Here is a 15,115-nt window from a genome sequence, read left to right on the forward strand (position 1 = left end):
CACGATCCGGATTTTTCCATTTTAAAGAACTTGCCGCCCAAATTGAACTACACTGCAGCCCGGGTTGAGCGGAAATCCTTTTGCGGGCGGCAGCCCGCAAAAGATTGGGAGCGGAACACGGATCCAGCTGCCCAGATCATACTGCTATTCTTTCCGCAAATACTCGTCGAAATAATCGGTAACCTTCTGCATCAGGTGCACGCGGTCTTTGCCAATTACATTATGCTCATGCCCCGGATACACAAAGTAATCCAGTTGCACCCCATGGTCTACGGCTGCCTTCAGGAACTTCATGGAATGCTGCCATACCACCACATTATCCTGCGCACCATGAATCATGAGTAAGTGGCCTTTCAGGTTCTGCACTTTATCGAGCAGATTCGCCTGACGATAGCCTTCGGGGTTCTGCTGCGGACTGTCCATATAGCGCTCGGTGTACATAATCTCATACATATTCCAGTCGATCACTGGCCCGCCGGCTACGCCCGCTTTGAAAATTTCGGGATGCTTGAGCATGAAACTGGTCGTCATGAATCCTCCGAAACTCCAGCCGTGGATGCCCATGCGGTCGGCGTCAATGAATGATAAAGACTTCAGGTAATCGATTCCTTTCAGCTGGTCTTTCATCTCGGTTTCTCCCAAATGACGGAAGACTGCCTGCTCAAATTTCAGTCCTCTGTTAGCGGATCCGCGGCCATCCATGGTGAAGACTGCATACCCGCGCTGGGCCATATATTCGTACCAAAGATTACCGGAGGCCGGGAAACTGTTTGTTACCAGCTGGGCATGTGGTCCGTTATACAAATAGACGATGACCGGATATTTTTTAGTAGCATCGAAATCGGCCGGCATAATCAGTTTGCCATAGAGCGGTGTGCCATCATCAGCATGCAGGGTGACTTCTTTTATTTCGGGACGCTGATATTTTGCCAGGGTATTTTCTGCTTTGAGGAGCGGAGTTGTTTTTAGATTCTGGGTGTTTATCAGGTTGACCACGCGCGGTGTGGAGGCATTGCTGTATAAGTCATAGATATAGTTTCCGTCCTGGCTCAAAATACCGGTGTGCATGCCCGGTGCTTTGTCGAGGCGCTGCTTTTTATGACTGAGGTAATCCAACTTGTACAGATGGCGTTCCATCGGCGATTCCTCGGTGGAAGTGAAAAATATTTCATTGCGCTTGCCATTGAAACCCAGGACATCGGTTACCACCCAGTCACCTTTGGTTAACTGTGCCACCAATCCTTTACTGATATTATAATGAAATAAATGATTGTAACCGGTGCGCTGGCTCTGCCAGATAAAATCCGTAGTGGAGTTCGGCAGGAACAGCAGCGGATGCTGCGGCTCAACATATTTATCGGACTGCTCCTCAAATAGTGTTTTAATAAAATTGCCCGAGGCAGCCTGATACTGATTCATTTTCAAATGATTCTGATCACGGTTCAACACGCCCACGAAAATTGTTTTGGAATCCGGATTCCAGGTGATCGCCGTCAGATACTGTTCGGGATCTCCGGTGGTTTGCAAAAACTTAGTGCTTTTGCTACGGATATCATAGACACCCAGGGTCACATGGTGTGAGGGTGTGCCCGCCATCGGGTATTTGATGTTCTTGTTTTGCGCAGGCGTTACGCTCCAGTCGATGATCGGATAGTCTTTCACCATAGACTGATCCATTCGGTAAAAAGCTATTTGTGACTCATCCGGAGCAATGAAGATTCCGCGGTCAATGCCAAATTCGCGCTGGTGCACGGCCTGGCCGTTGACAATATCCTCGTTTGTATCTGCGGTAATGGCAGTATGCTGACCATTGCGGTAGATATACAGGTTATTTTTTAGTGTATAAACGACTGATTGTGTTTTCGGCATAACCTGGACATTCTCAGCATCGTCAGAAATAGTGGCCCAGTTGGTCACCTTCCAGTCTTTACCACTGCGCTCTACCCAATAGTAGCGGTTGCCCTGATTATAATATCCTTTGGATTCGGAGAGAAAAGTAATCCGGGGCAGGGCACGCAACTGAAGGTCTGCCGCCAGTGCGCGGTTCAGACGCGAAAGTGAAATTAAGGTATCGCTTTTATGGCTGGCCAGGCTGGTTTGCAGGTAGGCATCTTTCACGCCACGGTAGTAGTTTTTACTATCGGCGGACCAGGAAAACTGGGCAATATTTTCAACGGCTAGATTGCTGCGAAGGCCATTGACCGCTTCAGCAATGGTAAACTTCTGGTTCTGACCAAATAAGCTCCCGGCCGAAAAGCACAACGCGGCAACTATATGAGATGTTTTCATTCTTTTAGTTTAAGATGCTAAAATAAGAAAATAATCAGTAAATGTTAAAGAACTGTTAATTATTGTCAGTTTAAAAAAAGCTCTGTGAAGGGATCTACCCTTCTGTTTTTCGTTTCCAGTAATCCAGGGTGCGTCCGGCTGAACCCTTTGACAGTTACAATGACCAAGCCCAAGCTGAAAAGCACTTCGCTGACAGAGTGTTTGCTATTGGCCATTTTCATCGTTCCCATGCCTGCCGAAGTGCGGTGTTTCCTGGCGACAATTGTTGCTCCTGCAAAGGCGGTATAGGTATGGTTGGAGGAATAGGCAAAATGCGTTCGCGTACCCACGGTTTTCCTTTAATGAAGTGTACATTTGCAAAACATTATGATATTCAGTAATTTATTTTCATATACGGGTTTTACAGAAGAAATCCAGCATTGACGCTTTTCTTTGATACGCGATTCTTAACTTACATCAATGTGGGTTGCCATTTGCAGCCGTACTTTTGCATTAGAAATTTTACAAACCAATAAAAGAAATATTATGGGAATTACATGGAAATTGGATCCTACGCACAGCGAAATCACCTTCAAAGTGCGTCATATGATGATCTCCAACGTGAAAGGAAACTTTACAGATTTCGATGCAGAGCTACAAAGCGCTGACGAAAATTTTAGAGACGCGAAAGTGTCGGCCACCATCAAAACAGCATCCATCAGCACCAACAATACGGATCGGGACAATCACCTTCGCTCAGCAGATTTCTTCAATGCAGCGGCACAGCCGGAAATAAAATTTGAAAGCGACTCGTTAAGCAACGACGTAACCGGAACACTTACCATGAATGGCGTATCAAAACCGATTCATCTTGCTGTAGATTTTGGAGGTGTAAATGTAGATCCGTGGGGCCAGACAAAAGCAGGTTTCTCTTTCGAAGGCCAGATCAACCGAAAAGATTTCGGCCTGAACTGGAATACAGCGCTGGAGACTGGCGGTCTAATGGTTTCGGACGAAGTGAAAATTGCGGGTGAACTGCAGTTTGTGAAACAAGCATAAAAAAAACGTATCTATCTTTATATAAAGAACTCGCCGGAATCTTCGATACCGGCGAGCTTTGTTTTGCGTTTCTAAAAGAATTCCGAGAGCATCACACCTGAATAACGCCCATATTGAATTTTTCGGTAATCGCCGCGTGGTTTGCCGCTTCAATCCCCATAGAAATCCACTTGCGGGTATCTTCGGGATTGATAATAGCATCAGTCCAGAGGCGGGCCGCTGCATAGGTAGGTTCTGTTTGTTTCTGGTAACGCTCGGAGATTGTTTTTAATATTTCATTCTCCTCTTCAGCAGAAATTTCTTTACCTTGTTTTTTCAAAGTAGAGGTCTGAATCTGCGCCAATACCTTGGCTGCCTGGCTGCCGCCCATCACAGCAAGTTCTGCCCAGGGCCAGGCGACGATCAGCCGTGGATCATACGCTTTGCCACACATGGCATAATTGCCGGCACCATAAGAATTCCCGGTAATGACTGTAAATTTCGGTACCACAGAGTTGGATACTGCATTCACCATTTTGGCGCCGTCCTTAATAATGCCGCCGTGTTCTGATTTGGAACCCACCATAAATCCGGTCACGTCCTGAAGGAAGACGAGCGGAATTTTGCGCTGGTTGCAGTTGGCAATAAACCGCGTGGCTTTATCAGCAGAGTCCGAATAGATGACACCACCAAACTGCATTTCTCCTTTTCCGCTTTTCACAAGTTTACGCTGGTTGGCCACAATCCCTACGCTCCAGCCGTCAATTCTCGCGGTGGCGCAGATAATGGTTTTTCCATAATCGGGTTTGTACTCTTCGTACTCGGAACCGTCTACAAGGCATTTAATAATGTCAAAAGTATCGTATTGATCCGCACGCGAAACCGGCATATAACCAAAAATATTGGAAACGGGCTCGGCCGGCGGTATACTTTCAATACGATCAAATCCGGCTTTTTCGTAATCGCCGATGGATTTCATTATTTTTTTGATGCGATCCAGCGCATCTTTGTCATCCTTCGCTTTATAATCGGTTACGCCGGAAACCTCACAGTGCGTTGTGGCGCCGCCCAGCGTCTCATTATCGATATTCTCGCCGATAGCCGCTTTCACCAGATAACTGCCCGCCAGGAAAATGGAACCGGTTTTATCGACAATCATAGCTTCATCACTCATAATCGGGAGGTAAGCCCCGCCGGCCACACAGCTGCCCATCACGGCGGAAATCTGGATAATTCCCATGGCGCTCATTTTGGCATTATTGCGGAAGATACGGCCGAAGTGTTCCTTGTCCGGGAAAATTTCGTCCTGCATCGGTAGATAGACACCAGCTGAATCTACCAGATAAATAATCGGCAGTTTATTTTCCATGGCAATTTCCTGGGCACGAAGATTCTTTTTACCCGTAATAGGAAACCAGGCACCGGCTTTGACCGAGGCGTCATTTGCCACGACCAAGCACTGCCGACCGGACACATAGCCCATTACTACCACGACGCCACCGCCCGGGCAGCCACCGTGGTCTTCGTACATTTCATAACCGGCGAAAGCACCGATTTCAATGGAGTCGGAATTTTTGTCAAGCAAATATTCGATTCGTTCGCGGGCGGTTAGTTTTCCCTCGTCGCGCTGCTTCTGCAAACGTTTTTCGCCGCCGCCTTTTTTTATTTTATTGAGTAAACTGTTAATTTCAGACAGTTTGAGTTTATTCTGATCTTCGCGTTTGTTGAAGTCCAAATCCATACGTTGAGTAAAATTTAGCGTAAAGGTAAGATTTTTTGGGCTGAAATGTATTGCGTGCAGCCATAACAGAAAGTAATTGAAAGCCAGCTCATTATTTAGCATACTTTAACACTTGACTTAGAAATATTCTTATTATATTTGCGTTAGACAAGTAGAAATCACCTCCAAATTTCTATTCCTAGTTTTATTTTTTTAATAGTTTATTATTTGAAGACCCTGAATGTATCACTACTTTCAGGGTTTTTAATTTTACGGAGGCATAGCGCTGTATTTCAGCCGTATTTGTAGCTTTGCAGCATTCATAAAACAGTCAAATTACGTGGCACAAAAATCAGCACTTTTCCGGCTTCATCTTATTGTTTTTCTGTGGGGGTTTACTGCAATTCTGGGAAAACTCATTCAAACAGGCGCGAACACGCTGGTATTTTACCGCATGTTTTTCGCAGCGCTTTTTCTTTATATATTTATCAGGGTCATTAAGAAACAAAGTCTGCAGATTTCAAAGAAGCTTTTTCTGCAGCTGGCCGCGATTGGCGGCTTTATGGGTTTTCACTGGCTATGCTTTTTTCATTCGATCAAGGTTTCCAATGTTTCCATTGCGCTGAGCTGCCTTTCGCTTTCCACCCTGTTTGCATCCATTCTGGAACCCATTGTTTTTAAAAGGAAGATCGATCTCTCGGAAGTAATTATGGGCATTGTGATCGTCCTATGCATGGGACTCATCTTCAAAACTGAATTCCAGTACAAGGAAGGAATTTTCTTCGGGATCCTGACGGCACTGCTCGGGACTGTGTTTGGTGTCTACAACGGGCGGATCTTTGGAAAAACAACTTCGGGCAATATTATATTTTATGAAATCTTTTCGGGATGCGTGATTCTGACGGTGTTTTATTTGTTCACAGGACAAATTTCATCACTTGGTGAAATAACCTGGCCTGATTTATCGTTAATCCTCATATTAGCTAGTGTGTTCACTGCTTTTCCAATGCTGGAATCCGTAAGCCTAATGAAATACATATCGCCTTTTACGCTGATTCTGACGGTTAACCTGGAACCCATATACGGGATTATCCTGGCCTTCTTCATCTTCGGCCAATCCGAGCAGATGAGTCCGGTCTTTTATGCCTGTTCGGTGGTGATGATTTCTGCGATTGTAATTAACGGGGTGATAAAAACCAGGAAAATGGCAGCCGCAAAAAAAATACAGGAGGTATGAGAAAGTTCCTATTAGGTGCAGCACTTGCCTGGGCAACGATCTTGCAGGCACAGGTGGTGCGGAAATATTCTAATGAATTTCTCAACATCGGGGCCGGTGCGCGTGGCTTAGCCATGGGCGGTGCAGTCATCAGCAGTCAGGATGATGTGTACGCGCCGATGTGGAACCCGGCAGGACTTTTAGGAATCGACCGTGACTGGCAGGGTGCTGCCATGCATGCGGAATATTTTGAGTCCATCGCTAAATATGACTATCTGGCCTATGCAAAACCACTGGATTACAATGGCGGTGTTTTCGCAGTTTCGGTGGTGCGGCTGGGCGTGGATAATATTTTAAATACGACGCAGCTCATCGATCCGGAAGGCAATATAGATTACGATAAAATCACCAGTTTTTCGCAGGCGGATTATGCGGCTTTGCTTTCCTACGCATTCCATCCGGGCGGGAATCAGAAACTGAATGTGGGTGTGAACGCCAAACTGGTGTACCGAAACGTCGGCAAGTTTGCCAGCGGCTATGGTTTTGGTTTTGATTTGGGTGCGATGTATCGCACGGATGGCGGCTGGACGTACGGCGCAGTGCTGAAAGATGCGACGACGACGGTTAATTTCTGGACCGTCAATCAAAAGGAACTCTCGGCAGTGGTGGACGGCGAGGATTTTAACCCGGCGCCGAAGGACAAACTGGAACTGACGATGCCGAAACTGAATTTCGGAGTCAGCCGAACCATCGAACTCAACCGTGATCTGGAACTCCAGCCGGAAGCGGGACTGCATGTGGATTTTGCCAAAACGGCGGCCGTGCTTTCTACGGATTTCGCCAGCATTACCCCATACGCGGGTGCAGAACTGCGTTTTCAGGACATGATTTTTGTGCGGCTGGGCATCAACCGTTTTCAGAACATTACGGATATTGAAAATCTGAAACGCAAAGTTTCCTTTCAGCCCAGCGGCGGCATCGGCATTAAATATCAAGGCCTCACGCTGGATTATGCCATTACCAATTCAGGCATTGGCGGCTCGAATTTTTACTCTAACTTTTTCTCGCTAAAACTGGATATGGGGGATTTCAGGAATTAACAGACACCTTTACTCTTAAAATATTATTTATGAAAAAAATTTACCTTTTGTTCTTTTCGCTGTGCTATTTATTTAGTGCAGGACAGGAATTGGATGCCAACATCCATGAGATCAATTATTTGGGAGGATTGGATGCCCGGAACATCATTAAGCATGATAACAAATTAATTTTTGCCGGTGCAGAAATCTTCGAAAGCGTTGCCAATCAAAATTATGAACTTTGGGGTTATGATTATAACAGCAAAAAAACCACCCTAATAAAGGAACTGCGGCCTTTAGCTGCAACACCGTTCAGCGGTAACCCGTACTTTACCATTTTTAAAGATAAAGTGTTCTTCATTGCAGATATGGGCAACAACCGGGAACTTTGGTCAACCGACGGCACCACTTCAGGAACACAAAAAATTTTCGACCTGGGAAATAATTATATTTTGAATGTCGCGGCCAACAACAACCGTTTACTTATTACGAGTAATTACAAAGTATTTGTATCAGACGGTACGGCGCAAGGGAGCAGTGTGCTTAAAGAATTTCCGGATTTGGTGTCCGAAGAGAAACCATTTGTGTTTGGGTCCTATTTTATTTTTGCGGCCAAAAATCAAAACTTTAGCAATAAGCTCTGGATAACGAACGGCGCAGATGAACCTTCTGAAATCAAAAACAGCTCTGATAATTACAGCCTTGCAATCTTCGACAAGCTTGAGTGTTATAACTTAAACGGTACGCTTCTCTTTTACGGAGCAGGAGCAAATAATACCCAAAGTGGTCTGTACCGATATAACGAAACCGCCAAAAAAGCTGATTTAATTTACGTGACAAATGGTGTTTCTTCTGGCCAGATTCTTAATGATCAACTTATTTTCAAGGGGTGGGAACAGCCGTATGGCGGCAGCCTGTTTGCTACAGATGGCACCGCAGAAAACACGAAACGCCTGAGTAATGAACCCAATATCGTGACGCCTCTTTCAAATCAAAATCATTTACAGAAAGTAGGCAATCAGGTATACTTCTTTCGCAGCATTGGTGGCGCAGCGACGCTTTGGAAAACAAATGGTACGGCTGCTGGAACCAAACAGACCAGTATAACTATTCCCGGCGAATTTGGAGCTGATATTTTGAAACACTTTTCTGAAAATGACCTTGTTCTCATAGAGAATAGTGGCCATAATAAATTCTGGCTGATGAATTCAGCTGAAAACCTGACTGCACTCGGAGAATTACGGCTTTCGGAGGGCATAGAGTCAGGAAATTCAATCATTTTCCCTTACCAAGATTTAAAGTATGGGCGTGAAATTTTCCAGTATAATCTGCAAACAAACGCTGTTTCACTCTTTGCTGACGGGAATCACAAAGACAGCAGTTCGGCAACGCTCGCACCAAACGCGACAGAAAACGGTTTGGTAATGACTGCTTCCACTTCGCCGTATGATCGTCAGTTTTATGTAATTAAATCTAAAAACAAAGCACCCGAACTTCTGCAAGCGGCAACCAGCGGACAAAATCTGGTACCAAAAGGTAAACTTTTCCAAGTGGGCAACTACTCTTATGTGAAACCGGATGAGTACACTTCGATTATTGCAAAAAGTGACGGAACTTCTGCGAACACCAGATTGTTTGGATTACCAGGTTCCGCAACCCTCAGAGATTACAGTGCGTTTGGAAATCTTAGAAATGAAGCACTCATTATCATTACCCCTCAAAATTCAGGTGAGGGAAGCATCCGCATCATCCGGAATGATATTAACAGCAACCTGTTCCCAACGCTGAAAGAAATACCGGCTGGCAGCACTATGAGTGAATTGCAAGCCATTTCCTACAATGGTGCGGTTTATTTCACGACGTATACGGCTGATTACAAAACGGAAATCTGGAAAACCGACGGTACCAGTTCCGGTACTACCTTGGCGGTTACGATACCAGACGATCCGAACCGGGCCAACCAACCGAGATTATTAAAAGTATTTGATAACCAACTGCTGATTAGTAAAAACACCCGACTCTGGGCTTTTGACGGAAATACCGATACGCTCAATGAAATTCCTTTTCCTTCATCGGATGAACCGTGGTTTTTCGGCGAATGGAATATATCTCCCAGTATGGCAGAGGCGAACGGAAGCCTGTACCTCGTTACTCAAAATGGGTCTGGTAAAGTCTTCAGGTTTGATAATTTGCAATCCGCACCTACAGAAATTTTGGATGCGATGATGGGTCCATATTCTGTTCTTTCGACTTGTGGAAACACCATTTATTTTGGTACAGGTACGAATGGAAAAGTTGCTACTCTGCGGAGCATTGATGCCGTTACGAATGAAGTGAAAGAAATAATCAGCAATTCGGAGAACGGATTGTCGGCTTTCACCTGTGTGAAAGATTATCTTTATTTCCTGAAGGAAAACAGCAACAAAATCTGGCGCACCAATGGAACTGCGGAAAGCATTGTTTCTTTACCGATCAGCGTAACTAATGAAGATCAGATTACTGCGGATGACTCACTTTTAAGTCTAAAAGAGTTTGATAACACGCTTTTTTTTACCGCGCAAACCCAGACGTCTGGGATTGAACTCTATACGATTGCGACCGAATTACCGGTCTACCTCACTACAAATGAAATTTCAGGCGCCACCCGGAACATGAAATTAGTTCTGTATCCCAATCCGGCGAGTGACTTTATTAATATCAAGTCTTCGGCAAAAATGCAGCCGCAAAGCTACCGGGTATTTGATATAAGTGGGAAGCAGTTGCTGCACGGAAGTTATCAACAAAAGGCAATTGATATTTCCAGGCTTTCTTCCGGCTTATATGTAATTGAAGTAGTAGACGGAACAGGCACTGCCTATTCGCAAAAGTTTATAAAGAAATAAAAAGAAAGGAGTCGCTTAGACTCCTTTTTCATTTTCATTAAAATACTCCCACACAATCTTCCCTTTTGATTTTCCCAGAATTTCCTCCAACGTTTCCTGCGAGGATTCCTTTACTCTTTTCACGGAGCGCAATTTCTGGAGCAGCAGTTCAATGGTCTTTTCGCCTATGCCCGGAATTTCTTCGAGTTCCGATTTAATGGTGGAATTCTTTCGTCTTGCGCGGTGATGCTTAACCCCAAAGCGGTGGGATTCGTCTCGGACGCGTTGCAGGATTTTAAGTGTTTCCGATTTCTTATCAAGATATAAAGGCACCGAGTCTTCCGGGAAATAAATTTCCTCAAGGCGCTTGGCTATCCCGATGATGGTTATTTTACCGTACAGCCCTAATAATTTCAGACTTTTCACCGCTGAAGACAGTTGCCCTTTGCCCCCGTCGATAAGGATCAGCTGCGGCAGCGCATCGCCCTCTTCCAGGAGACGTTTATAACGGCGGTAAATCACTTCCTCCATCGTTTTATAATCGTCCGGACCTACGACCGTTTTCGGGTGAAAGATTCGGTAATCGGCCTTGCTCGGTTTTCCGTCCTTAAACACCACGCAGGCAGAAACAGGATTGGTACCCTGAATATTCGAGTTATCAAAACCCTCAATATGGCGTGGCTCTACCGGCATCCTGAGCAGCCGTTTCATTTCTGCCATAATTCGGTTGGTGTGACGCTCGGGGTCCACAATCTGGACCTGTTTTAATTTTTCGATGCGATATTCCTTGGCGTTCTTTTCAGAAAGTTCCACAATTCTTTTTTTGTCGCCTACCTTCGGCACAATCAATTTCACATTGGGAATTTCTACCGACAGGTGAAACGGAACCAAAATCTCTTTCGAGTCTGACTGAAATTTGCGACGGATTTCAATCATGGCTTCCTCCAGCAAATCCTCATCAGTTTCTTCCAGCATTTTCCGGATTTCAGTGGTGTAACTCTGAATAATGCTGCCGTTCTGTATCTTAAAGTAATTCACATACGCAGCCGTTTCATCGCTGGTCATCCCGAAAACATCCACATCATTAATGCTCGGATTTACGACGGTATGCTTATGCTGATAATCTTCCAGAATATCAATTTTCTCTTTGAACAGTTGTGCTTTTTCAAACAGAAGGTTTTCGGCGCAGTGCTGCATTTGGGCCGTCAGATATTGTCGCGCCAGGCGGAAATCGCCTTTAATAATACCGCGGATGGCATCAATTTTTTCATCATAGCTGTCTTTGCTTTCGAGCATTTCGCAAGGACCTTCACAATTTTTTATGTGGTATTCCAGGCACACTTTGTACTTTCCTTCCGCAATGCGTTCCGGTGCCAGATTTAAATTGCAGGTACGGATTTTATAAATATGACGAATGGTATCCAGCAGCACTTTTGCAGGTCGCACCTTAGCGTACGGCCCGTAATATTCTGAGCCATCCTTGTATTTCGTCCGTGTTAAGAATATACGCGGAAACGCTTCATTTTTAATGACAATCCACGGGTAGGATTTATCATCTTTCAGCATCACGTTGTAAAACGGCTGATGTTCCTTGATCAGATTATTTTCGAGCAGCAAAGCATCATATTCACTGTCCACTACGGTAGTTTCCAGCCGGAAAATTTTGGAAACCATAATGCGTGTCCGGTAACCCGCCTGGTTTTTATTAAAGTATGAAAGAACCCTTTTTTTTAAGTTTTTGGCCTTTCCCACATACAGCAATTGCCCTCGCTGATCAAAATAACGGTAAACCCCGGGATCAGAAGGAAGTGTTTTCAGCTGTAGTTGCAGATCAGAATTCATATAACAAAAATACGATAATTTAAAGGGCTGCCACATAGCGCATCCCGAAGTTAACTAATGGTTATCAGCTAATTTCATGCAGGGAAGTATTTTGTGTTTTAAAAATTTTTAATTTTATCCGTGAATTTTAAAGCTGATGTAAAGACTTTTGAATTCACAAAAAAACTAAAACTACCATGAAACACTTTTTAACTGTCGTGGCAATTGCCATGGCTATGCCCTGTGCTGCACAGCTCAGCTCCGGTGCGCCCGCTTCCGAAGAAAGCCTCCGGGACAAACTGCAAATTGCGGAACTGAGCCAGCAGGTAGCTTATTACAAAACGGCGCTCAATCTTTCCAAAGCGCTCCGCAGCAATACCTTCGAGGATTTGTCCCTTGCTATTAAAACCGTGCGCGGCCTGCGAAAAGACGGCACCATTGTAATCGAGTTTGAGTATCAAAACACAAGCCAGCGGCAGCGTGGCAGTTTACAGACAGAACGGGCGGTACTGGTAGATCCGCAGGGCAACCAATACCGGACGTCCCAGGTGATGCTGCATACAGACGGCCGTGTGCACACGCGGGATCTTGTCCCTGAAGTGCCGTACCGCGGTGGGCTTATATTCCGCAAAACCGGTGTGGAGTTTCCGGTGATTCGGGCATTAATTCTATACTTCTATCCGGAAGACAATATTTCGAACCCGCAGCCGGTCGTTTTTGAAAGTATCCCAATCGTCTGGGAATAAATAACTTTAGTCTTTCCTTATTTCCTCTCTGCTGTTTTTCGTATTTTTAAGGATTAAAATTTAAAATATGATTTACGGCAAAGACAGCTTCACAATTGATGATGTCCTGGCAATATTGAAAGATCCCGCCCTGGGTGTGCTGGATCAGGAAGCGAAAGAGCGCATTTGGAAATCACAGCAAAATGTTCAGCAAATCGTGGCTTCAGACCGCACGGTCTATGGTATTAACACCGGTTTTGGTCCGCTTTGCGATGTAAAAATTTCCGAAGAAGAAACGGCACAACTCCAGCATAATCTTATTATTTCCCATGCAGTTGGCGTAGGTAAACCTATTAAAAAAGATTTATCCCGTGTCATGATGATTGCGAAAATTCATGCATTGTCGCGTGGATTTAGCGGCGTTTCATTAGAAGTGATTGAGCGGTTGCTGGAAATGTTGCAGAAAGATATTATTCCTGTAGTTCCGGAACAGGGATCGGTGGGCGCTTCCGGTGATTTGGCTCCCTTGGCGCACTTAGTACTTCCACTACTGGGATTAGGAAAGGTGTGGCAAGGTACCGAGATTTGTGAGACCGCCGAGGTACTTCCTAAATATAGTCTGCAGCCATTAAAGCTGGGTCCTAAAGAAGGACTGGGTTTAATTAATGGCACTCAGTTTATATTAGCGCATGCAATTTTAGGCCTTGATACATTCCGTTATTTGCTCGGTGTGGCAGATCTTGCCGCTGCCATGAGCCTGGAAGCGTACCAGGGCTCAGCTTCTCCTTTTAAAAAGGAGTTGCATGAAATCCGGCCATTTGAAGGAAGTCAGCTGGTAGCAAAGAATATCCGTTCGCTGTTGGAAGATTCGGAAAACTTACAGTCGCACCGCGATTGCGATCGTGTACAGGACCCCTATTCTCTGCGATGTGTACCGCAGGTCCACGGAGCGAGCCGCAATGCATATGCGCATTTAAAAACACTGGCTGAAACAGAATTAAACTCCGTAACAGATAATCCGATTGTTCTGAGTGCTGAAGAAAGCGTTTCCGGCGGTAATTTCCACGGACAATTGCTTGCCCTGCCACTGGACTACGCTACGCTGGCAGCTGCGGAAATAGGCAATATCTCAGACCGGAGAAGTTACTTATTGCTCGAAGGTAAATTTGGGTTGCCGAGATTGCTTACCGAAAGCTCCGGGTTAAATTCCGGTTTTATGATTCCACAATATACATCAGCGGCATTGGTGACTGAAAACAAGACTTTATGTTTCCCGGCTTCCGCAGATTCCATCCCGACGAGCCTGGGGCAGGAAGATCATGTCTCGATGGGAAGTATCTCGGGACGAAAATTTAATCAGGTGTTAGATAACCTAGTAAATATTTTATCAGTCGAACTCATGTTCGCGGCACAGGGCCTGGAATTCAGAAGACCTTCCAAATGCTCTGTAGTTATCGAAAAAGCATACGCGCTCATACGCACTAAGGTAAATAAATTGGAAGACGACAGACTCATAGGAGAAGACATGGCAGCGATCGCCAATTTAATTACTCAGCGTAAGCTTGAGGTGATGTAAAACCATAGGATTCAGTAAAAAATAAATTATTAAACAAAATATGCGGACATTACTGTTCGCATATTTTATTTTACTCAAAATCTTTCATTTCTTCCCGAAATCCTTCCAGCTTTTTTCCTGCATGTCAATGTTATAATGCTTGGCAGCTTTCTTAATATTGGCAAAAGCCTGTTCGCGATCTTCATCTGAAACATCTGTGACCTGATCAAAGCGTGCCATGGCATTTCGGACGTGCGAAGCATCAGTCATCGGTTCTTTTTTCTGTTTCGGAAAAGCAAATACACTTTCCGGTAAATCGTTCTTTTCTGCTGTTGAAAGTTTGCCGTGTTCTTCGTGCGGCTTCCATGTTGTTTCCATAATACGAAGAGAACAACAAACTACACACCAATAAAAAATTAAAAATTAGGATAATACCTTACACTAAATAGTCGGTCCGTCATCTATGATCAACGTAATCCAAAATTACCAGCAAAAATTTCACATTATAAGTTTACAACTTATATAAACAGTAAAGCTGATTTGGGACGGCCTGTTCCCTTGTTCGATGACTTCAATTGTAGATTATGATGGTAACCATATGGGTGTGACGACCTAAGATTACATGAGTTATTTTCTATTATCAAAGAAGCTTCACCTATACCCTTAGGTTCAAAACAAAAAAAGCCCATCAAAATAAATTGATGAGCTTTTAAAAAAAGACTGGCGGCGACCTACTCTCCCGCTATTCGCAGTACCATCGGCGCTAGAGGGCTTAACTTCTGTGTTCGGAATGGGAACAGGTGAGCCCCTCTGCTAAAACCACCCTAAAGGT

The 15,115-nt window shown here is 44.7% G+C and carries 11 protein-coding genes and 1 rRNA gene; 6 read left to right on the forward strand and 6 right to left on the reverse strand.

The window, feature by feature from the left end:
• Nucleotides 1-144 precede the first annotated feature (144 nt).
• Together MVI27_RS11500 and MVI27_RS11505 are read right to left on the reverse strand one after the other, a co-directional pair.
• Nucleotides 145-2,289 carry a S9 family peptidase gene (locus MVI27_RS11500; protein ID WP_246962034.1) on the reverse strand — a complete coding sequence of 715 codons (2,145 nt, stop codon included), beginning with the start codon at nucleotides 2,287-2,289 and terminating at the stop codon, nucleotides 145-147.
• A gap of 65 nt (nucleotides 2,290-2,354) precedes the next feature.
• On the reverse strand, nucleotides 2,355-2,618 hold the full coding sequence (locus MVI27_RS11505) for a hypothetical protein (RefSeq protein WP_246962037.1): 264 nt from the start codon (nucleotides 2,616-2,618) through the stop codon (nucleotides 2,355-2,357).
• Between the two features lie 196 nt (nucleotides 2,619-2,814).
• Between MVI27_RS11505 and MVI27_RS11510 the strand changes: the two genes are divergently transcribed.
• On the forward strand, nucleotides 2,815-3,327 hold the full coding sequence (locus MVI27_RS11510) for a YceI family protein (protein WP_246962040.1): 513 nt from the start codon (nucleotides 2,815-2,817) through the stop codon (nucleotides 3,325-3,327).
• A 91-nt stretch (nucleotides 3,328-3,418) separates the two neighbouring features.
• On the opposite strand, the gene MVI27_RS11515 is transcribed toward MVI27_RS11510, so the two are convergent.
• Nucleotides 3,419-5,047, reverse strand: a complete 1,629-nt coding sequence (locus tag MVI27_RS11515) for an acyl-CoA carboxylase subunit beta (protein WP_246962043.1) — start codon at nucleotides 5,045-5,047, stop codon at nucleotides 3,419-3,421.
• Nucleotides 5,048-5,366: 319 nt separating this feature from the next.
• Here MVI27_RS11515 and MVI27_RS11520 point away from each other — a divergent pair, with 319 nt between their 5' ends.
• The 3 genes from MVI27_RS11520 to MVI27_RS11530 are packed head-to-tail and all read left to right on the forward strand — an operon-like array spanning nucleotide 5,367 to nucleotide 10,203.
• Nucleotides 5,367-6,263: a DMT family transporter gene (locus MVI27_RS11520; protein ID WP_246962046.1), complete on the forward strand. Its 897-nt coding sequence runs from the start codon at nucleotides 5,367-5,369 to the stop codon at nucleotides 6,261-6,263.
• Nucleotides 6,260-7,342, forward strand: coding sequence for a putative type IX sorting system protein PorV2 (locus tag MVI27_RS11525; protein WP_246962048.1), 1,083 nt, complete (start codon nucleotides 6,260-6,262; stop codon nucleotides 7,340-7,342). The genes MVI27_RS11520 and MVI27_RS11525 overlap by 4 nt, the downstream gene beginning before the upstream one ends.
• A gap of 29 nt (nucleotides 7,343-7,371) precedes the next feature.
• The gene (locus MVI27_RS11530) at nucleotides 7,372-10,203 is read left to right on the forward strand and encodes a T9SS type A sorting domain-containing protein (protein ID WP_246962051.1); all 2,832 of its coding nucleotides are present in this window, start codon (nucleotides 7,372-7,374) and stop codon (nucleotides 10,201-10,203) included.
• 15 nt (nucleotides 10,204-10,218) lie between these two features.
• Here MVI27_RS11530 and uvrC read toward each other — a convergent pair whose 3' ends face one another.
• Nucleotides 10,219-12,024 (reverse strand): excinuclease ABC subunit UvrC, encoded by a 1,806-nt coding sequence (gene uvrC / locus MVI27_RS11535; RefSeq protein WP_246962054.1) that lies wholly within the window; start codon nucleotides 12,022-12,024, stop codon nucleotides 10,219-10,221.
• 176 nt (nucleotides 12,025-12,200) lie between these two features.
• On the opposite strand from uvrC, the gene MVI27_RS11540 reads away from it, so the two are divergent.
• Nucleotides 12,201-12,749 carry a hypothetical protein gene (locus MVI27_RS11540; RefSeq protein WP_246962057.1) on the forward strand — a complete coding sequence of 183 codons (549 nt, stop codon included), beginning with the start codon at nucleotides 12,201-12,203 and terminating at the stop codon, nucleotides 12,747-12,749.
• 67 nt (nucleotides 12,750-12,816) lie between these two features.
• Nucleotides 12,817-14,304, forward strand: coding sequence for a histidine ammonia-lyase (hutH, locus tag MVI27_RS11545; RefSeq protein ID WP_246962060.1), 1,488 nt, complete (start codon nucleotides 12,817-12,819; stop codon nucleotides 14,302-14,304).
• Between the two features lie 84 nt (nucleotides 14,305-14,388).
• Here the strand turns inward: hutH and MVI27_RS11550 are convergent, their stop codons facing one another.
• Nucleotides 14,389-14,661, reverse strand: coding sequence for a DUF6582 domain-containing protein (locus tag MVI27_RS11550; protein WP_246962063.1), 273 nt, complete (start codon nucleotides 14,659-14,661; stop codon nucleotides 14,389-14,391).
• Nucleotides 14,662-15,001: 340 nt separating this feature from the next.
• Nucleotides 15,002-15,110, reverse strand: a 5S ribosomal RNA gene (rrf, locus tag MVI27_RS11555).
• Nucleotides 15,111-15,115 lie beyond the last annotated feature (5 nt).

The organism is Chryseobacterium salipaludis (assembly GCF_022968825.1).
In the GTDB taxonomy this organism is placed as follows: Bacteria; Bacteroidota; Bacteroidia; order Flavobacteriales; family Weeksellaceae; genus Kaistella; species Kaistella salipaludis.